This window comes from Rhizobium sp. CCGE531 (assembly GCF_003627795.1).
In the GTDB taxonomy this organism is placed as follows: Bacteria; Pseudomonadota; Alphaproteobacteria; order Rhizobiales; family Rhizobiaceae; genus Rhizobium.
In genome coordinates, this window is record NZ_CP032684.1 from 793,976 (window position 1) to 813,767 (window position 19,792).

The window sequence follows — 19,792 nt, forward strand, 5'->3', positions numbered from 1 at the left end:
ACACAGGACCCATTCAGCATGAGCATTGCTCTTCAATCGGCTTCGGAAGTTGACAAGGACTGGTGGCGCGGCGCGGTGATCTATCAGATCTATCCGCGCTCCTATCAGGACTCCAACGGCGACGGCATCGGCGACCTCAAGGGTATCGCCGTCCGTCTGCCGCATGTCGCAGCACTCGGTGTCGACGCGATCTGGATTTCGCCGTTCTTCACCTCGCCGATGCGTGATTTCGGCTACGACGTCTCCAATTACGAAGACGTCGACCCGATCTTCGGCTCGCTGGCCGATTTCGATGCGATGATGACGGAAGCCCATCGCCTCGGCATCAAGGTGATGATCGATCTGGTGCTGTCACATAGCTCGGATCGTCATCCTTGGTTCGTCGAAAGCCGTTCGGGCAAGAACAATCCCAAGGCTGACTGGTACGTCTGGGCCGACGCCAAGCCGGATGGCACGCCGCCCAGCAACTGGCTGTCGATCTTCGGCGGCTCGGCCTGGGCGTGGGATCCGACCCGCATGCAATATTACCTGCACAATTTCCTGACCTCGCAGCCGGATATGAACCTGCACAATCCCGAAGTGCAGGAGCGCTTGCTTGATGTCGTGCGTTTCTGGCTCGACCGCGGTGTCGATGGCTTCCGCCTCGATACGATCAACTTCTACTTCCACGACAAGGAACTGCGCGACAATCCGGCGCTGGAGCCCGCGCGCCGCAACGCCTCCACCGCGCCGGCGGTCAATCCCTATAATTTTCAGGAGCATCTCTACGACAAGAACCGTCCCGAGAACCTGGAATTCCTGAAGCGTTTCCGTGCCGTGCTCGACGAATATCCGGCCATCGCCGCCGTCGGCGAAGTCGGCGACAGCCAGCGCGGCCTTGAGATCGTCGGAGAGTACACCTCCGGCGGCGACAAGATGCATATGTGCTACGCCTTCGAATTCCTGTCGCCGGACGCGCTGTCGCCAGATCGCGTCGAGGAGGTCATGAAGGATTTTGCAGCGGCCGCTCCCGAGGGTTGGGCCTGCTGGGCGTTCTCCAATCATGACGTCGTGCGCCATATCAGCCGCTGGGGCAATCTGGTCGCCGATCGCGATGCCTTCGCCAAGCTTTATGCGGCGCTGCTGCTGACCCTGCGCGGTTCCGTCTGCCTCTATCAGGGCGAGGAACTGGCGCTCACGGAAGCCGATCTCGCCTATCAGGACCTGCAGGATCCTTACGGCATTCAATTCTGGCCGGAGTTCAAGGGCCGCGATGGCTGCCGCACGCCCATGGTCTGGGACAGCCAGGTTACGCAGGGCGGCTTTTCCACCGTCAAGCCCTGGCTGCCGGTGCCGGTCGAGCACATCCTGCGCGCCGTCAGCGTCCAGCAGGGCGATGAGACTTCGGTGCTGGAACAGTACCGCCGCTTCCTCGCCTTCCGCAAACAGCATCCGGCCTTCGCCAAGGGCGAGATCGCGTTCTGGGAGCCGCAGGGCGACGTGCTCGTCTACAGCCGCACTTATGCCGGCGAGACCATTCTTTGCGCCTTCAACATGAGCCCTGTCGAAGCGATGGTGGCTCTGCCTGACGGGAACTGGCAGGTGTTGACGGGACACGGCTTCACCAGCAACAACTACGGCAACAAGATCGATATTCCGGCCTGGAGCGCTTATTTCGCGCGTCTTGCCTGACCTTTGGGAGGAGGAGCATAATGACGGGACTTGTTCTGAAGGATATCAAGAAATCCTACGGCAGCGTGCATGTGCTGCACGGCATCGATCTGGAGATCAACGAGGGCGAGTTCATCGTCTTCGTCGGTCCGTCCGGCTGCGGCAAATCCACCTTGCTGCGCATGATCGCCGGCCTCGAGAGCATCACCTCAGGCGATATGATGATCGCCGGGCAGAAGGTGAACGAGGTGCCGCCCTCCCGGCGCGGCATCGCCATGGTCTTCCAGTCCTATGCGCTCTATCCGCATATGACCGTCTACGACAACATGGCCTTCGGCATGCGCATTGCCGGCGAAAGCAAGCAGGAGATCGACCGCCGCGTGCGCGGGGCGGCGGCAAGCCTGCAGCTCACGCAGTATCTCGCGCGTCTGCCGAAAGCACTTTCGGGCGGTCAGCGCCAGCGCGTCGCCATCGGCCGCGCCATCTGCCGCAATCCGAAGGTCTTCCTGTTCGACGAGCCGCTGTCGAACCTCGACGCGGCCCTGCGCGTCGCGACCCGCATCGAGATCGCCAAGCTCAGCGACTCCATGCCCGATACGACGATGATCTACGTCACCCACGACCAGGTGGAGGCCATGACGCTTGCCGATCGCATCGTCGTGCTGTCGGCCGGCCGCGTGGAGCAGGTCGGCGCCCCCCTCGAACTCTACGAGCGCCCGGCCAACCTGTTCGTCGCAAAGTTCATCGGCTCGCCGGCCATGAACATCATCCCCGCCACCGTCACCGAGGCCGGCGCGACGACGACCGTGACGCTGACGGGCGGCAAGTCGGTGACGCTCGACATTCAGACGGCAGCCTCCGAGAAGGGCAAGACGGCAAGCTTCGGCGTGCGTCCGGAAGACCTGCGTATCGCGACCGGTGACGACTATCTTTTCGAAGGCGAGGTTTCCATCGTCGAGGCGCTCGGGGAGGTGACGCAGCTCTATATCGAAGGCCTGGTCGATGGCGAGCCGATCATCGTCAAGATCCCCGGTATCGCCGATATCCACCGGGGCCAGAAGATGCGCTTCGCCGCCGACCGGCAGAAGCCGCATCTCTTCGATGCCGAGGGCCATTCCTATCGCAAGTAGGCGCTCATGGGACGACGCCGGCTCAAGCAAAGGTGAACAACAAAATTCAACTTGGGCTGGCGCGTTCAAACCTTCTGTTAAATACCCGCTGATAGTCTCGTCTTTGTAATATACCCCAGGGATTTACTAAGATGGCCGCTTTCGGCAGAGCTAATTCAGGTCAGCATTTCCTCAACAAGGAAGAATCCTTCATGTATGACCGCGAAGCGCGGTTCCGCATGGAGGATACGATGAACGCGGCGCGGCTCGAATACACCGAAAAAGGTGTGATGAACCTTGCGTCCCGCCGTTGCGATATTATCCGCATCTCGCAGAGCAGCGCGGTTCTCGCGATCCTCACCCAATATAATCTACCGAAGCAATTCTATCTGGATATTCCCGATGCCCGCATCACCAAGGTTGGCTGCGTGCTCATGAAGGTATTCCCCAACAATACGGTGGAAGTCCGTTTCCTGCGGCTCCTCACGGATAAGGAAATGAACAAGATCTTCGTCTACAGCACGCATCCGGCCCACAAAAACCGCGTGCTCGACATCAAGGCTTGATCAACGACCACAAGAGGCAGGTTTGAGCGATCCATGCGGCTGACGGATCAGATTTCCGTTCGCCATTTCCGGAGAGCATCCTCAAGATACTCAAGCAGCGGCAGCCTGCCATTTTCCTGTAGCCATTTGTCGACCGACAGGCGAAGCGGGCTCACTGCGATCATCGAAACCAGCCGTAGACCGTCCCGGTCCCTCGTCGGAAACAGTTCGCACAGGGCTTGATAGGCGATTTGTTCGAGCTGCAGGGAGTTACCTCGCGTACGGGCGCGCAGGGTTTCGCTTTGACGTAAAAGCCTGGCCGTCTCAAGAAGCTGTGGTGCTTCCGCCTCGAGGCGGGTCACAAGTCCCAGGGTTGCTTGATGAACCACCTCGACCGGTCGCCCGGCTGAAGCATTCTCCATGATGCCCACCCGAAGCGCGTCCATGTATCCGCGCTGATGCGCCAGAAGAATGTCGTCCTTGCTTTTGAAGTAATAGAAGAAGGTCCGGCGGGAAATGCCGGCCGCTGCCGCAATCTCGTCGATCGTCGTTTCCTGATATCCCTTCGCAAGAAAGGATTTCATTCCGGCTTCCGCTATGCGTTGAAATGTAAGGCGCCGCTTGCGCTCGCGCAGGCCTTCCGGCTTTGAGGTTGCATCTTGCATCGGGCCATTCTGGCATGAGTCGCAACGCCACTCAAATCATGGACATGCCTTCTGGCTTCCTTCTTAGAGATCTCAATTCACGGTAAAATAATTCTTTCGCTTCGCCTCCCGATTGCCGCAAAGTGGCCAACATTAATTTTTACACCAAGTGCGATATTTAATGTTGATGCTGAATGTTCATAACCGGGTGCAGGAGCACAAACATCGATGCCAGCCAATGCAATCTCAAATCATGATGGAAATAGGGCCTATGGTCCATGTGTCGCCGAAAGTCGTCGGAGGCCCGATATCTGGTCGACGGCTCTTCTATTGAGCCTGCTGACGGGCTGCGCCGCCGCGCCGCTGGATCGCGCGGGATCCTTGCGGTCCTATGACGGCCTGACCCGATCGAACGGGCTGGTCGCCCGCTCGCTTCTTCGGGTGAGCAGGGATGATATTCTTGCGGCGAAGACCATAAAGATCATTCCGACTGCTTTTTCGATGCGGGCTGAAAGCGCCGCTTTCACGCCCGAGCAACGCAACCTCGTCACCAATGCCGTGGACAGGGCGCTTTGCTCCGGATTGAGCGAACGCTTCGTCGTCGTCGGCCTGTCCGAGCCGGCGGATCTGACCATCCGCGCCGTCGTGACGCAAGTCAAAGCGACGAATGCGACTGCCGTCGGCATCTCGAAAGTCGCGTCCGTGGGCAAGAGCCTATTGTTGCCGAATGTGCCCGTGCCCGTCCCCCGCATTCCGATCGGCATGGGCAGCCTCTCCCTCGAGGCGGAGGCTCTCAACCCCCAGGGCGTGCAGAGGGCTGTCATGATCTGGGGACGTGGCGCAAACGCATTTCTCGATTCGGGAACGGTTGCCAGGGAAGGGGATGCCTATAGCCTTGCCGTCAAATTCGGCGGCGATTTCAGCAAGATGCTGGTCAAGGGCAAGACGCCGTTCGGAGCAACGCCTTCGATGCCATCCAAAGCGAAGCTTGCCGCGCTCGTCGGCCGCACACCGAAATATGAAGCCTGCAAAGTATTCGGCAAGTCGCCGGGTGTGAAGGGCTTCGTGGGAGCCCGCCTTGGTCTTCCGCCCGCATGGACGGACAAGGCTCCGGCGAATACGGAAAAAACGGCATCGAAGGCCCCGTAATCAGCCTTCGATGCAGTCTTGCCTATATTCGGCGGAAAACCTTAATGGCGGAACAGGACGCTCGCGCCCTGATCCGCCGGCCCTGCGGCGTGGCGGAAGGGGGCGAAGAGTTCCCGGCCCATGCCGAATTCGTTCTCCGAGAGATCGGCGACGACAGGCTCGCGCTCTGCCATGTCGGCGGCATCGACGAGGACTTCCAGCGTGCCGGCGATCGCATCGATGCGGATGATGTCACCTTCCCTGATGCGGGCGATCGGGCCGCCGTCGATGGCTTCCGGCGTCACATGGATGGCGGCCGGAACTTTGCCCGATGCGCCGGACATGCGTCCGTCCGTCAAAAGCGCTACGTGGAAACCGCGATCCTGCAGCACGCCGAGCGCCGGTGTCAGCTTGTGCAGTTCCGGCATGCCGTTGGCCTTCGGTCCCTGGAAACGGACGACGGCGACGAAATCGCGGTTCAGCTTGCCGTCCTTGAAGGCCTGCTGCATCTCCAGCTGATCATGGAAGATCACGGCCGGCGCTTCAACGATGTGACGCTCCGGCTTGACGGCGGAAATCTTGATGACCGCCTTGCCGATATTGCCGCGCAGCATCTTCAGGCCGCCACTGTTCTGGAAAGGGGTCTCGATGCTTGCCAGCACCTTCGGATCGGCGCTCTTTTCCGGTGCCGGCTCGCGCTGGACATTGCCGTCGGCGCCGAGCTTGATGTCGATGGAGTAGCCGCTGAGGCCCTGGCCGTAAACGGTGCGCACGTCGTCGTGCAGCAGCCCCTGTTTCAAGAGCTCCTTGATGAGGAAGCCCATGCCGCCGGCGGCGTGGAAATGGTTCACGTCGGCAAGGCCGTTCGGGTAGACGCGGGCAAGCAGCGGGATGATGTCGGAGAGCTCGGAAATATCCTGCCAAGTGAGCACGATGCCGGCCGCGCGCGCCATGGCGACGAGATGCATCGTATGGTTCGTCGAACCGCCCGTCGCGTGCAGGCCGACGACGCCGTTGACGATCGAGCGCTCGTCGATCATCTCGCCGGCCGGCGTGAACTCATTGCCCATGGCGGTAATCGCGAGCGCGCGCTTGGCCGCCTCGCGCGTCAGGGCTTCGCGCAGCGGCGTGCCGGGATTGACGAAGGAGGCGCCCGGCATATGGAAGCCCATGATTTCCATCAGCATCTGGTTCGAATTGGCCGTGCCGTAGAAGGTGCACGTGCCCGGGCCGTGATAGGATTTCGATTCCGCCTCGAGAAGTTCGGCGCGGCCGACCTTGCCCTCGGCATAGAGCTGGCGCACGCGCGACTTCTCGTCATTGGCCAGGCCAGACGTCATCGGTCCGGCCGGGATGAAGACGGCCGGCAGGTGGCCGAAGGAGAGGGCAGCGATGACGAGGCCGGGCACGATCTTGTCGCAGACGCCGAGGAAGACGGCCGCATCGAACATGTTGTGCGACAGGCCGACGGCGGCCGACATGGCAATCAGATCGCGTGAGAAGAGCGAAAGTTCCATGCCCGGCTGCCCTTGCGTGACGCCGTCGCACATGGCCGGCACGCCGCCGGCAACCTGGGCGATGCCGCCCGCTTGGGCCGCTGCTTCACGGATGATAGCCGGATAGGTTTCGAAGGGCTGATGTGCCGAGAGCATGTCGTTATAGGATGTGATGATCCCGAGATTGGGCACGTGGTCTCCCGCCAGTGCTTCCTTCTCGGAGGGGGAACAGATGGCGAAGCCATGCGCAAGATTGGCGCAGCCGAGCACGGAGCGCTGTGCGCCCTTTGTTGCAGCGTTGCGCAGGCGGTCCAGATAGCGCTCGCGTGTCGGCTTCGAGCGCTCGACGATACGTGCGGTAATCTTGGAAATGCGGGCGTCAGCGGCCATGGTCGATCTGCCTCCGTCTGTTTTGCGCAGTGCCCGTAAGATCTGCTCGATCTGTCCTGGTAGAGGGCTTGGCGCGGGGTCCAAAAGTCCATGCGTTGCCGATACGCCCAGAAGGGCGCATGGCGCAGCACATGTTGCTGTGTCTTTCAGGGTTCGATGACGAGCCTGCCGGCTGTGTCAGGGAGCCCAGTAAATCTCGACCGGAGAGGCCGCTCGGCGCAGCATGGCGCGGATCGGCATCTCGGTTTCTTCGCCCGACGCTTCGGCTTTGGCCAAAACGTCCTTCTTGCCTTCTCCCTCGATATGGAGCACCAGCAATCGGGCATCCTGAAGGCTGGAGAAGGTGAACGTCAGCCGCGGCTCACCCGCACCTTCCGCTTCCATCGTGATGATGCCGCGCGGGGTGTTCGGATCAAGTGCGGTTGCGAGATTGCTGCCGCCCGGAAAGAAGGAAGCCGTGTGGCCGTCATTGCCCATGCCGAGGATGGCGACATCGAAGGGATGGCCGACGGCATTGGTCTTTTCCGTGGCGATGGCGGCGGCCTCCTCGACGGAAGCCGCAGCCTGATAGAGCGGAAGGAAGCTGGCGGCTGCCGCCTTGTCCTTCAGCAGGTTTTCCTGAACGAGCAGGTGGTTCGAGCGCGGATTGTCCGCCGGCACGAACCGTTCGTCGACGAGGGTAACCGTCACCTTGCTCCAGTCGATCGAGCGCGATGACAGCACCTGGAAGAAGGCCTTCGGCGTCGAACCGCCGGAGACCGCGATGCTTGCGGAGCCGCGCGCGGCGATGCCAGCCGAGAGGGTCTCGGCCACCTTGTCCGCGAGCTTGCCGGCGAGTTCGGCACCATTGGCAAAAGCATGCATGTTCGCTGTCATCGTTATCGTCCCGGATTAGATATCGTCGTGCCAGGTGCGGCCGTCACGCTCGATGAGCGCGATAGCCTGGCTCGGACCCCAGGTGCCGGCCGTATAGCCCTGCACCTGCTGGCCGGCTTCTTCCCAACCCTTGAGGATCGGATCCACCCACTTCCACGCGGCTTCCACTTCGTCGCGGCGCATGAACAGCGTCTGGTTGGAGCGGATGACGTCCATCAGCAGACGCTCGTAGGCGTCCGGGTTGCGGACGTTGAAGGCCGACGCGAAGCTCATGTCGAGCGAGACGTTGCGCAGGCGCATGCCGCCCGGACCCGGGTCCTTGATCATCAGCGACTGCTTGACGCCTTCGTCCGGCTGCAGGCGGATGATCAGCTGGTTGGCGACGATGCGGCCGGCGGCCTGATCGAAGATGGTGTGCGGAATGTGCTTGAAGGTGATGACGATCTCCGACACGCGGCCGGCAAGGCGCTTGCCCGTGCGGATGTAAAAGGGAACGCCCGCCCAGCGCCAGTTGCCGATCTCGGCCTTGATGGCGACGAAGGTTTCGGTGTTGGAGACGCCGCCTTCCAGCTCGTCGAGATAGCCCTTGACCGGGCCGCCAGCCGAAGCGCCGGCGCGGTACTGGCCGCGAACGGTCGCCTGCTCGACGTTGGAAGCGTCGATCGGCTTCAGCGCGCGCAGAACCTTCAGCTTCTCATCGCGAACGGCTTCGGAATCCATGGAGGAGGGGATTTCCATCGCGGTCAAGCAAAGCAGCTGCAGAATATGGTTCTGCACCATGTCGCGGAGCGCGCCGGCGGTGTCGTAGTAGCCGGCGCGGCCTTCGAGACCAACCGATTCCGCCACCGTGATCTGCACATGGTCGATATGGTTGGCGTTCCACAGCGGCTCGTAGAGAGCGTTGGCAAAGCGCAGCGCCATCAGGTTCTGCACTGTTTCCTTGCCGAGATAGTGGTCGATGCGGAAGATCTGCTCTTCCTTGAAGACCTTGCCGATCGTGTCGTTCAGCTGCAGCGCCGAAGCGAGGTCGCGGCCGATCGGCTTTTCGACGACGATGCGGGTCGACTTGGTGATCAGCTTGTGTTCGTGGATCTTCTGCGAGATGTCGCCGAAGATGCCCGGAGCGACGGCGAGGTAGAAGGCGCGCACGCGCTCCTTGCCCTCGTCGAGGATCTTCTTGAGCTGGTCCCAGCCGGCGTCGCTGCGTGCATCGACGGGCACGTAGAACAGGCGAGCCAGGAACTTCTTGACTTCGGCCTCGTCATATTCGCCCTTCTTCAGGTGCTCCTTGAGGGCGGCATCGGCGAACTTGCGGTATTCTTCATTGGAAAGCGCGCTGCGCGAAGCACCGATTACGCGCGTTGGCTCGGAAAACTGACCTTCGACCTGACGATGGTAAAGAGCGGGCAGGAGCTTGCGTTCGGCAAGGTCGCCGCTGCCGCCGAAAACGACATAATCAAATGGTTCAACGGGAATGATTTGGCTGCTCATGAGCTATCTCTCAATCGGTCTTGGTTGAGGCCCCTTTTAATCTAATCGATTTAAAAAGGCCAGTGTGCATCGCAAAATTCAGACTCGGTTTTTAGAGCGGATTGCCGGCGGAAGAAATCATCTTCCGGTTTTCAAAACCTGTCGCGCAACGCAAACCACGAGAGCGCCAGGAACAGCAGAGGCGCCCGCATGCGCGCACCGCCGGGGAATGACGGAATGTTCAGCTCCTTGAAGAGATGAAGCTCATCCGCATTCCCGAGAACCGTTTTCGCATAGAGTTTACCGCAATAGTTTGACAGCATCACCCCATGGCCGGAATAGCCGCCGATCGAGGTCACGCCCGGCATGACCTCGCGCACGAAGGGCTGGCGCGGCATGGTGATGCCGACCGATCCGCCCCAGGCATAGTCGATCTTGATGTCGTTCAGATCCGGATAGATTTCCGTGATCTGCCGGCGGATGTGCTGCGTTATGTCGCGCGGATTGTCCGATGTATAGGCTTCGCGCCCGCCGAACAGCAGGCGCCCATCCTTGGATTTGCGGAAATAGCGCACGACGAACCGCGAATCGGCCACCGCCTCATTGCCAGGAAGAACCTGCGGGAAGCGGTCGAGCGGTTGGGTCGCGCCGATGAAGGAGCGGATCGGCATGACGTGGCTCGCGGTCACCGGCTCGAGGTTGCCGATATAGCCGTTGCAGGCGATCAGCACCCGGTCGGCGGTGATCTCTCCGCCATCCGTTTCGATGACCGTCTTGCCGCTTGCTTGCCGGAAGGTCTTCGCCTTGGTCATTTCGAAGAGGGAGGCGCCGGCTTCGGCGGCGACCCGGGCAAGGCCGATAAGCAGCTTCAAGGGATGGATATGGCCTGTGCCCATATCCCGGACGCCGTAAAGATAGAACTGCGAACCGAGCCGTTCCTGGGTTTCGGCCTGGTCCATGAATCTCATATGCGGATAGCCATAGCGCGTCGCCGCGATCTCCGCATTGTCCATGTAGTCGCGCTTGTAGCCGCGCTTGTGCGTGACGTTCATCTGGCCGGGTAGGAAGTCGATGTCGATGCCCTGCTCGGAAGCGAAGTCGAGAAGGTGGTGCTTGGCATCCTCGGCAAGGTCGAAGAGAGCCTTCGAGCGCTCGTAGCCGATCTTCTCTTCCATCTCTTCCGGCCACCAGCGCTGGCCGGTGCCGAGCTGGCCGCCATTGCGGCCGGAGGCACCGTCGCCGAAGCGGTTGGCGTCGATCAGAACGACGTCGACACCGCCCTTGGCAAGGTAATAGGCGGCCTGCAGGCCGGTATAGCCGCCGCCGATGATCGCGACGTCGGCGCGGCGCGAACCGTCAAGCCTTGGATAGCTCGCACGCGGGCCGACGGTCGCCTGGTAGAAGGAAAGGCCTGGCGCAATGGGGCTCTGCCATGTTTCCTGCAGCGTCATGGGCAGCTCCCTCACACGTTGAGCAGAAGGAATTCCCGCTCCCACGGGCTGATCACCTGCATGAAGGTCTCGAATTCGCCGCGCTTGACGCCGGCATAGATGTCGATGAAGTCCTTGCCGAGGACCTCCTCGAAGGCCGGCTCGTCTTCCAGCAGCGCGATGGCTTCCAAAAGGCCGCGCGGCAGATCGATCGATCCCTCATTGGCCGAATCCTCGGTCGGTGCCGTCGGCTCCACCTTCTTCATGATGCCGAGCAGGCCGGAGGCGAGCGAGGCGGCAAGCGCCAGATAGGGATTGGCGTCGGAACTCGGCAGCCGGTTTTCGACGCGTCGCGCCTGCGGATCGGAAACGGGAACGCGGAAGGCCGTGGTGCGGTTGTCGTAGCCCCAGGCATTGTTGACCGGGCAGGACATGTTCGGCGCCAGCCGCCGATAGGAATTCACATAGGGCGCCAGCATGGCGAGCGCATTCGGCACGTAGCGCTGCATGCCGCCGATGAAATAGAAGAATTCCTGTGACGGGCTGCCGTCAGGATTGGTGAAGACGTTCTTGCCGGTCTCGATGTTCACGACCGACTGGTGGATATGCATCGCCGAGCCTGCCTGGCTCTGCATCGGCTTGGCCATGAAGGTCGCGTAGATGCCATGCTTCAGCGCCGCCTCGCGAATGGTGCGCTTGAACATGAATACCTGGTCGGCAAGCTCGATCGGATCGCCGTGGCGCAGGTTGATTTCGAGCTGCGCCGGACCCTCTTCATGGATCAGCGTGTCGATCTCGAGACCCTGCTTCTCCGAGAAATGGTAGATATCGTCGATCAGTTCGTCGAACTCGTTGATGCCGGCGATCGAATAGCCCTGGCCGCCAAGGATCGAGCGGCCGGAGCGGCCCTTCGGCGGATGCAGCGGATAGTCGGGATCGTCGTTCTTGGCGACCAGGTAGAATTCGATTTCGGGTGCGACCACCGGTTTCCAGCCGCGCTCGCAATAGAGCCCCATGATCCGCTTCAGCAGGTTGCGCGGCGTATAGGACACCGCGTGCCCTTCGGAATTGACGATATCGCAGATTACCTGCGCCGTCGGATCGCTCTCCCAGGGCACGACCGAAAGCGTCGAAAGATCGGGCACCAGCTTCAGGTCGCTGTCGCGCGGCTCGTAGCGGAAGCTCTCCGTCTCCTCCGGATATTCGCCCGAAATCGTGTGGCGGTAGATCGCCGAGGGCAGCGCCAGCGATGTATTGGAGGTGAATTTCGAGGTCGGCATCATCTTGCCGCGCGGCACGCCGGCAAGGTCCGGGGTGATGCATTCTATGTCCTCGATCCCGCGTGCCCGCAGCCATTGGGCTGCCTCTTTCCAGTTTGCCACGCCGCGTGCCGATCTCAGACTGGGAGGAACCGTAGGGATTTTCGAGACAGGTACGGAAGCTTTCAGCGGGGTCTTTCTCGCGGGCATAAAACACCGTATTTGCGTTGGTCGGAGACCGCATCATAACTGCAGTTTGCCAATTGGCGAGGGGGAAAACCGCTCGGACTTTCGCCGTATGATGGAAAAGGAACGACAGAGCGCGGCGAAGAATGAAGGGCTGAAGCGTGGTTGGCAGATATGATGTAATCGTCCTCGGCGCGGGCGCGGCAGGCATGATGTGCGCCATCCGCGCCGGCCAGCGCGGGCGCTCCGTCGTCGTGCTCGATCATGCCGCCGCACCCGGCGAAAAGATCCGTATTTCCGGCGGCGGCCGCTGCAACTTCACCAATATCAATGCCGGTCCGAGGAACTTCCTGTCCGCCAATCCGCATTTCGCCAAATCGGCGCTGGCGCGCTTCACGCCCAGGGATTTCCTGGCCATGGTCGAGCGCCATAGCATTGCCTGGCATGAGAAGACGCTCGGCCAGCTCTTCTGCGATAACAGCGCCAAGGACATCATCCGCATGTTGACGGACGAGATGCGCGCTGCGGGTGTGCAGCTTCGGCTGCGAACCGAGATCGGCGGCATTGAGCAAAGTGCTGGCGGCTATCGCATCGACACCTCGGAAGGCATTCTCGAAGCATCCTCGCTGGTCGTCGCGACGGGCGGCAAGTCGATTCCCAAGATGGGGGCCACCGGCTTTGCCTATCGCATCGCCGAGCAATTCGGATTGCCGCTCGTTGAGACCCGACCGGGCCTCGTGCCGCTGACGCTCGATCCGCAATTGCTTCAGCGCCTGGCGCCGCTGTCGGGCATTGCCGCGCCTGCCGAGATCCGCCACGGCAAGACAGCCTTCCGCGAGGCCCTGCTCTTCACCCATCGCGGCCTCAGCGGTCCCGCCATCCTGCAGATTTCCTCCTATTGGCGGGAAGGGGAGGACATTACCGTCGTGCTCGAGCCCGATATCGACCTGTTTGAGCTTCTCAAGAAGGCCAAGCAGGCGAATGGCCGGCAATCCGCGCAGACAGCCCTTGCCGAGATCCTGCCGAAACGGCTGGCGCAGCATTTCGTCGAGAGCGAAGGCATATCGGGCAATATGGCCGATCAGTCCGACAAGCGCCTGCAGCAGCTCGCGGTCGCTATCCAGTCCTGGCCGGTCAAGCCGTCGGGGTCCGAAGGTTATCGCACGGCGGAGGTGACGTTGGGCGGCATCGACACGGCCTGCCTCGATTCGCGAACGATGCAGGTGAAAACCGTCCCCGGCCTCTTCTTCATCGGCGAATGTGTGGACGTCACGGGTTGGCTCGGCGGCTATAATTTCCAGTGGGCCTGGGCCTCCGGCCATGTCGCCGGCGAGGCGGCCTGAATTGACCTTGCCAACAGGCCGCGAAACGGGCAAATAGCACCTTCGGCGCGAAAATAAATGATGGAGACAATCATGACGTTCAAGGCCTTGGTATTCCGCGGCGCAGTTCTTTCAGGCATCGTTGCGGCCGTGACGATGTCGCTTGGCATGCTTGTCGTCACGGCATCGGATGTCAGTGCCGCTTCGGCGCAATGCAAGAAGCTGGACCCGAACGGCAAGGATATGGGCGGCGATACGAATTTCGCCCTTGCGGTCCGCGACAAGAAAGCCGATGTCGTCAAGCAGATGCTGGCCTGCGGCGCCAAGCTGGACATGAAGACGACGGAGGGGTGGTATCCGCTACATACCGCCGCCTATTACGGCCCCGCCGACATGATCGATTTCCTGGTCTCGAAGGGCGCCGACGTCAATGCGCGCGGCGATTACGATGGCTGGACGCCGTTGCACATGGCGAGCCAGCAGGATGATCCGGCCGTCGTCAAAGCGTTGTTGAAGGATGGCGCCGACAAGACCATCAAATCCGCTTCCGGCAAGACTGCCGCCGAAATGGCGACCGATCCCGCCATTGCGGCCTTGCTGAAGTAGCGCGCGCTGCGGTCGCACGATCTCTGGCCGATAATCGAGGGTGCGACCCTAACCTCTGGTTTTAGCGTTTTCTTTTCCTATATCTATATTCTCTATATTGCCTGTTGCGGGAACGGCGTTTTGCCGGTTATCGTGTCAGTGCGAAAATGGGAATGTAGTCATGAACAGAACAAAGCGTCGCGCTCGCGCCATCGCAATCGCTCAGACCCAAGACAACGCCAAGCTCTTGGCGGCAAGACTTCTGATGTTGGCGACCGGCGTGACAGCCGTCTGCATCGCCTACCTTACCGTACGCGGCTTCTGATCTTTCAGCCGCTTCGTTATTCTTGGCCGTCGCCGGAACGACGGCCTGTGCTCGCGTACAAATATAGGCTTTGCCATCCGCTTTTCAGCGGTTGATTGTATGTTACAAGCCCATACAACGCCCTTATCTGAAAATTAATCAATCAGACCCACAATTCCCGACGATTTCATGGGGCGCTCTACTGCATGATAGAGCCGAAGCAATGATTGCTTCCCGACATTATACTCGGTAGCCCCGCCTGCGGATATTTCAAGAACGATGGTTATACATCCGGTCAGCGCCGAGGTGGCGTCGACGGGGAGCGGCATGTGAGAGGTCTGAGCCACTATGTTCATTGATAAGATATTGTCGCGTTTCAAGATCAAGACGAAGGTCCTCATATTCGTCCTGCCGTTCGTCATCAGTATTTCCGCCGTCGGCCTCACCGGGCTTTACGCGTCGGGACTGCTCCAGGGGCGCATGGAGATCTCCAACAGCGTGTTGCAGTCGCTGACCGGCTTCAAGAACCTCTACGGCTCCATGGACGACTTCCTGCGCATTACCAATGCGCAGCAGCGCGACAAACTCTACGAGTATATCAAGTCTCAGCAGGGTGTGCTGAACGCGACGCTCGGCCAGCTCGGTGCGGATGCGGATGGTCGTGACGATCTGACTGAAGCCACGGCCAAGACCGCTGACATGGCAAATCTCGTGGGCCGGCTATGGACGCTGCACGAGCAGGAAGTCTCGCTGCGCAAGACGATCGACGACGCGCAGAGGGCTTTGATCAGTGCCCGCTTCAACGTCAATTTCAACAGCCAGCAGCTGGAAGACCGGATGCGCCAGGACCAGGCGGACGCGACCTCCACGCTCCGTTCCGCCGACCGCCTGCTGAAGGGCGGCGATATGCTGGCCTCCGTTGCCGAAGACTTCAACAAGGCCGCGACGCCGGCCGACAAGGTCAAGCTCCTGAAGGACCGGCTGACGGACCTGAACAAGGCGCAGCGCTCCATCGATCTTGCATTGCCGCAGAACCAGAAGAGCGTCGTTCAGTCGCTGGTCGGCACGATCAAGGATCTTGCCGCCTTCACGGAAAGTACCGATGTGCCGACCGACGACACCATCACCAGCATCGGCCGGCTGCTGTCGCGCTTCCGTCAGACCTCGACCTATACGCAGCTGGCGGCAACGCAGATGATGCGCCAGGCCACCACGACCTTCGTATCGCTCGATGCCCGCGTCGCCCAGACCAATTCGGTCCTGCAGGACACGCGCCGCCTCGAGGACTCGGTCTATTCGCTGCAGCTCGTTCTGGCGGATTTCAACGCTAACACGAATAAGGACAATCTCGTCCGCCTGCGTCAGGAAATCTCCAAGCTGGGCGGCGATATCGATACGCTGAACCAGAGCGCCAAGAGCATGGATTTCGCCAGCGACATCGATGCAGCCATTCGCCCGGGGATCAAGTCGATGGACGAAGCCGGCGGCAAGCTGGTCGACACCATCACGCAGCGCATCGGCGAATATGCGAGCGCCCGCCAGCAGCTCGATCAAGTCTGGAGCCAGCTCACAGCCTTCGCCGAAACGCAGAAGCAGAGCGCGGGCACCGAGCGCAATCAGGCGAATTACATCTCCATCCTGGCAACCGCCCTAGGCATCATCCTCTCGGTTGCCGGCGGCATCGCGCTCGTCCTGACGCTGCAGCGCCCGATCGGCCAGATCACCGCCGCCATGCGCCGCATCGCCGACGGCATGCTGGAAACAGCGATTTCCGGCGAGCAGCGCCGTGATGAAATCGGCGACATGGCCCGCGCCCTCGGCATCTTCAAGGACAACGCCATCTCGAAGATCCGCATCGAGGAGCAGAGCGACGAGGAGCGTACCGCCGCGGAACACGAGCGCCAGCGCAACGACGCCGAAAAGCGCGAGCTCGATCGCCAGATCGACTATGCCGTCAGCGAGCTTGCGGCCGGCCTCGGCCGCCTCGCCCAGGGCGACATCTCCTCGACCATAGAAACGCCTTTCATCGGCCGTCTCGAGCAGCTCCGTCAGGACTTCAACAGCTCGCTCTCGCGTCTTCAGGAAACGCTGAGCCAGGTGCGCGACAATGTCGAGATGATCCAGAGCAACGGCAACCAGATGGCCGCCTCCGCCGAGGATTTGTCGAAGCGTACAGAGCAGCAGGCTGCTTCGCTGGAGCAGACCGCTGCCGCCGTCGACCAAATCACCAACACGGTCCGCTCCTCCGCCGAACGTGCCAAGGATGCGGATGCGATCGTGCGCGAGGCCAAGCGCAGCGCCGATGACAGCTCCGTCGTCGTCGGCAACGCCATCGATGCGATGTCGCGCATCGAGGACGCTTCCCGCCGGATCGAGCAGATCATCGGCGTCATCGACGAGATCGCCTTCCAGACCAATCTTCTGGCGCTCAATGCCGGCATCGAGGCCGCCCGCGCCGGCGATGCCGGTAAAGGTTTCGCTGTTGTCGCCATGGAGGTGCGCGAGCTGGCACAGCGTTCTGCCGCTGCCGCCAAGGAAATCAAGGGGCTGATTAACAAGTCGACCGAGGAGGTCGCCTCCGGTTCGCAGTTCGTGCAGGAGGCCGGCTCGGTGCTGGCGCAAATCAGCAGCCAGATCGTGACGATCAGCCAGCATGTGGAAATGATCGCCCATGCCAGCCACGATCAGGCGAGCGCCCTGCAGGAGGTCAATTCCTCGGTCAATCACATGGACCAGATGACGCAGCAGAATGCCGGCATGGTAGAGGAAACCACGGCCGCAAGCCGCGAGCTGGCCTCCGAAGCCGACGCCCTGTTGCACCTGATCCAGCAGTTCAAGATCGAGGCCGGATACAGCGCGAGCTATATCCGGGAACAAGCAGCCTGACCGCTGCAACTGTTGCTATCACAGGCGGATCGGCCAAGTTCTGGCCGGTCCGCCTTTTCCGTTGGCTTGTGATGGGCGCTTGACGCGGAGATCATCCGTCCGATCCATAGGAAGAGGCGCGGCGTCTCGCGCCCGTAGTCGAGGTAGAAGAGATCCTCCTTCTGGCGCCATTGCTCTTCGCGCGCCCGGCTTTGTATTTCGATGGCCTTGGCCAAAGCGATGCTATCCATCATGAGATGTCTCCTGGTTTGAGGCATCCCTTTAACTACACATGAGAATTTGCTTTATAAACAGCCGTTTTCGCCATATGTTTTTCAATTATGAAAAACACGACATGGGATTCCTACCGGCTCTTTCTTGATGTCGCCCGCGGCGGTGGCCTGACGGGGGCGGTCGCTTCGAGCGGCCTGAGCCCGGCAACGATCGGCCGGCGGATGCTGGAGCTGGAGGGGCAGATCGGCCGCCAGCTCTTCGAACGCAGCCAGGCCGGCTACACGCTGACCGGCGATGGTCAGGCGCTGTTCGATCAGCTGCTGGAGATGGAAGCCGCCGCCCGCAAGGTCGACAACTGGCAGCGCGATGCCCAGGGCATGTCCGTCGTCCGCATCGCTGCCGGCACATGGGTCGGCTGGTTGCTCAGCCAGAACATGCCGACGATCTGTTCGGAGCGGGACGGATTCCGCATCGATTTGCATCTCGGCGAGCGTCGCGCCAGCCTTGCCCATCGCGAGAGCGATATCGGCATCCGTGCCTTCGAGCCGGAGGAGACCAATCTCGCGGCCATCAAGACCGGTGATGTCGCCTATGCCGCCTATCAGGCCCGCAATATGCGCTTTGCAGGCCCGCAGCGCTGGATCGCGGTGGCGGAGGAGGAGGCGGTGTCGGCCTATCTGCGCTGGCCCTATCAAAACAGGCGGGAGGAGATCGCCTTCACGGTCAGCCGCCCGCGCTCTCTTCATGATCTTGTGCTTGCGGGGTCGGGCATTGCGGTTCTGCCCTGCTTCGTCGGCGATCAGGAGCCGAGGCTGGAACGGGTTGGCGAGGAAATCCCGTCTCTCCGTCACCGGCAATGGATCGTCATGAACAATGCCGATCGCCACCGCAGGGAAATCCGCACCGTGGTCGACCGCATGGCCAAGCTATTGAAAAGCCACGCCGAGCTTTTTGCGGGAAAGCGCCCGACCTATGCATAAGGTATTGCCGGGAAGGCTGCTTTCCTCTGCGCGGATGTGTCTTGCGGACGACGGACGGCAAAAATGCGAAAGAGTGCGAGCCCACGCTTTTCCCCTTGTCGCCTTCTGATTTCCTTTCTAGTCTAACGGGAAAAACAGAGGGTTGGGTGTCGCCTGGATGCCCTTGAACAAAACAGGAGAGACTATGAAGTCCATGTTCGCACGGCTTGCAGCAACGGCGTTCGCGGTGGTTTCGCTGGCAACGGTCGCTCAGGCAGAAGACAAAGTCGTCAATATCTACAACTGGTCGGATTACATCGATAATTCGATCCTGTCGGATTTCACCAAGGAAACCGGCATCAAGGTCGTCTACGACACGTTCGACCAGAACGAGACCTTGGAAACCAAGCTGCTCGCGGGCAAGACCGGCTACGACGTCGTCGTCCCGACGGCCTATTTCCTGCAGCGCCAGATCAAGGCCGGCGTCTTCCAGAAGCTCGACAAGTCCAAACTGCCTAATATCTCCAACATGTGGGATACGGTGCAGCAGCGCATCGCCACCTACGATCCCGGCAACCAGTACGCCATCGACTATATGTGGGGTACCAGCGGCGTCGGCTACAACGTCGACAAGGTGAAGCAGATCCTCGGATCCGATGAGGCGCCCGACATCGACGTGATCTTCGATCCCAAGCTCGCCGCCAAGTTCAAGGATTGCGGCATCTACATGCTGGATTCGCCGACCGACGTCATTCCGGCGGCCCTGCGCTATCTGGGCCTCGACCCGAATTCGACCAAGCAGGAAGACTTCAAGAAGGCCGAAGAGCTTTTGACGTCGATCCGGCCGTTCGTGCGCAAGTTCCACTCCTCCGAATACATCAATGCGCTCGCTAACGGCGATATCTGCATCGCCTTCGGCTATTCCGGCGACGTGCTGCAGGCACGCAACCGCGCCACGGAGGCCAAGAACGGCGTCAACATCAGCTATTCGATCCCCAAAAAGGGCGCGCAGATGTGGTTCGACGTCATGGCGATCCCCGCGGATGCGCCGCATGTCGAAGAAGCGCATATCTTCCTCAACTACATCATGAAGCCGGAAGTCATCGCCAAGGCGAGCGACACGACCACCTATGCCAACGGCAACAAGGCATCTCAGCAGTTCGTGAGCAAGGACGTGCTGGAAGATCCGGCCGTCTATCCGACCGATGCGGTTCGCGAGAAGCTGTTCACCCTGACCCCATGGGACGCGAAAACCCAGCGCGTGGCAACGCGCTCGTGGACAAAGGTCACCACTGGCCAATAACTCGAAGCGGCCCGGACGGCAACGTCCGGGCCTTTCC

General features: G+C 61.0%; 17 protein-coding genes. 10 read left to right on the top strand and 7 right to left on the bottom strand.

The window, feature by feature from the left end; translation table 11 throughout:
• Positions 1–18 precede the first annotated feature (18 nt).
• The 3 genes from CCGE531_RS03945 to CCGE531_RS03955 all read left to right on the top strand — a co-directional run bounded on the left by CCGE531_RS03945 (position 19) and on the right by CCGE531_RS03955 (position 3,325).
• On the top strand, positions 19–1,671 hold the full coding sequence (locus tag CCGE531_RS03945; RefSeq protein WP_120663013.1) for an alpha-glucosidase: 1,653 nt from the start codon (positions 19–21) through the stop codon (positions 1,669–1,671).
• A gap of 20 nt (positions 1,672–1,691) precedes the next feature.
• Positions 1,692–2,780: a sn-glycerol-3-phosphate ABC transporter ATP-binding protein UgpC gene (gene ugpC, locus CCGE531_RS03950; RefSeq protein ID WP_120663014.1), complete on the top strand. Its 1,089-nt coding sequence runs from the start codon at positions 1,692–1,694 to the stop codon at positions 2,778–2,780.
• A gap of 191 nt (positions 2,781–2,971) precedes the next feature.
• A complete protein-coding gene (locus CCGE531_RS03955; RefSeq protein WP_120666463.1) occupies positions 2,972–3,325 on the top strand; it encodes a hypothetical protein in 354 nt (117 codons plus the stop codon).
• 47 nt (positions 3,326–3,372) lie between these two features.
• On the opposite strand, the gene CCGE531_RS03960 is transcribed toward CCGE531_RS03955, so the two are convergent.
• Complete coding sequence (locus CCGE531_RS03960) at positions 3,373–3,969, bottom strand: TetR/AcrR family transcriptional regulator (protein ID WP_120663015.1); 597 nt, start codon at positions 3,967–3,969, stop codon at positions 3,373–3,375.
• Between the two features lie 309 nt (positions 3,970–4,278).
• Here CCGE531_RS03960 and CCGE531_RS03965 point away from each other — a divergent pair, with 309 nt between their 5' ends.
• Complete coding sequence (locus CCGE531_RS03965) at positions 4,279–5,097, top strand: DUF3313 domain-containing protein (RefSeq protein WP_245458970.1); 819 nt, start codon at positions 4,279–4,281, stop codon at positions 5,095–5,097.
• A gap of 41 nt (positions 5,098–5,138) precedes the next feature.
• On the opposite strand, the gene edd is transcribed toward CCGE531_RS03965, so the two are convergent.
• From edd to CCGE531_RS03990, 5 genes are all read right to left on the bottom strand, one after another.
• Positions 5,139–6,962, bottom strand: a complete 1,824-nt coding sequence (gene edd, locus CCGE531_RS03970; protein ID WP_120663017.1) for a phosphogluconate dehydratase — start codon at positions 6,960–6,962, stop codon at positions 5,139–5,141.
• Positions 6,963–7,139: 177 nt separating this feature from the next.
• Positions 7,140–7,838 carry a 6-phosphogluconolactonase gene (gene pgl / locus CCGE531_RS03975; RefSeq protein WP_120663018.1) on the bottom strand — a complete coding sequence of 233 codons (699 nt, stop codon included), beginning with the start codon at positions 7,836–7,838 and terminating at the stop codon, positions 7,140–7,142.
• A 15-nt stretch (positions 7,839–7,853) separates the two neighbouring features.
• Positions 7,854–9,329: a glucose-6-phosphate dehydrogenase gene (gene zwf / locus CCGE531_RS03980; protein ID WP_120663019.1), complete on the bottom strand. Its 1,476-nt coding sequence runs from the start codon at positions 9,327–9,329 to the stop codon at positions 7,854–7,856.
• 131 nt (positions 9,330–9,460) lie between these two features.
• The gene (locus CCGE531_RS03985; RefSeq protein WP_120663020.1) at positions 9,461–10,759 is read right to left on the bottom strand and encodes an FAD-binding oxidoreductase; all 1,299 of its coding nucleotides are present in this window, start codon (positions 10,757–10,759) and stop codon (positions 9,461–9,463) included.
• 11 nt (positions 10,760–10,770) lie between these two features.
• The gene (locus CCGE531_RS03990; RefSeq protein WP_120663021.1) at positions 10,771–12,207 is read right to left on the bottom strand and encodes a glutamine synthetase family protein; all 1,437 of its coding nucleotides are present in this window, start codon (positions 12,205–12,207) and stop codon (positions 10,771–10,773) included.
• A gap of 137 nt (positions 12,208–12,344) precedes the next feature.
• Here CCGE531_RS03990 and CCGE531_RS03995 point away from each other — a divergent pair, with 137 nt between their 5' ends.
• The 4 genes from CCGE531_RS03995 to CCGE531_RS04005 all read left to right on the top strand — a co-directional run bounded on the left by CCGE531_RS03995 (position 12,345) and on the right by CCGE531_RS04005 (position 17,280).
• The gene (locus CCGE531_RS03995; RefSeq protein ID WP_120663022.1) at positions 12,345–13,526 is read left to right on the top strand and encodes an NAD(P)/FAD-dependent oxidoreductase; all 1,182 of its coding nucleotides are present in this window, start codon (positions 12,345–12,347) and stop codon (positions 13,524–13,526) included.
• Between the two features lie 72 nt (positions 13,527–13,598).
• Positions 13,599–14,111, top strand: coding sequence for an ankyrin repeat domain-containing protein (locus CCGE531_RS04000; RefSeq protein WP_120666465.1), 513 nt, complete (start codon positions 13,599–13,601; stop codon positions 14,109–14,111).
• A gap of 160 nt (positions 14,112–14,271) precedes the next feature.
• Positions 14,272–14,415, top strand: coding sequence for a hypothetical protein (locus CCGE531_RS34120; RefSeq protein ID WP_162943844.1), 144 nt, complete (start codon positions 14,272–14,274; stop codon positions 14,413–14,415).
• Positions 14,416–14,742: 327 nt separating this feature from the next.
• Positions 14,743–17,280: a HAMP domain-containing methyl-accepting chemotaxis protein gene (locus CCGE531_RS04005; protein WP_120663023.1), complete on the top strand. Its 2,538-nt coding sequence runs from the start codon at positions 14,743–14,745 to the stop codon at positions 17,278–17,280.
• Here CCGE531_RS04005 and CCGE531_RS04010 read toward each other — a convergent pair.
• The gene (locus CCGE531_RS04010; RefSeq protein ID WP_120663024.1) at positions 17,256–17,513 is read right to left on the bottom strand and encodes a hypothetical protein; all 258 of its coding nucleotides are present in this window, start codon (positions 17,511–17,513) and stop codon (positions 17,256–17,258) included. The genes CCGE531_RS04005 and CCGE531_RS04010 overlap by 25 nt on opposite strands.
• An 87-nt stretch (positions 17,514–17,600) precedes the next feature.
• Between CCGE531_RS04010 and CCGE531_RS04015 the strand changes: the two genes are divergently transcribed.
• Together CCGE531_RS04015 and CCGE531_RS04020 are read left to right on the top strand one after the other, a co-directional pair.
• Entirely contained in the window at positions 17,601–18,473 is an 873-nt protein-coding gene (locus CCGE531_RS04015; RefSeq protein ID WP_120663025.1) for a LysR family transcriptional regulator, read from the top strand.
• A 193-nt stretch (positions 18,474–18,666) separates the two neighbouring features.
• Positions 18,667–19,755: a polyamine ABC transporter substrate-binding protein gene (locus tag CCGE531_RS04020; RefSeq protein ID WP_245459066.1), complete on the top strand. Its 1,089-nt coding sequence runs from the start codon at positions 18,667–18,669 to the stop codon at positions 19,753–19,755.
• Positions 19,756–19,792: the final 37 nt, after the last annotated feature.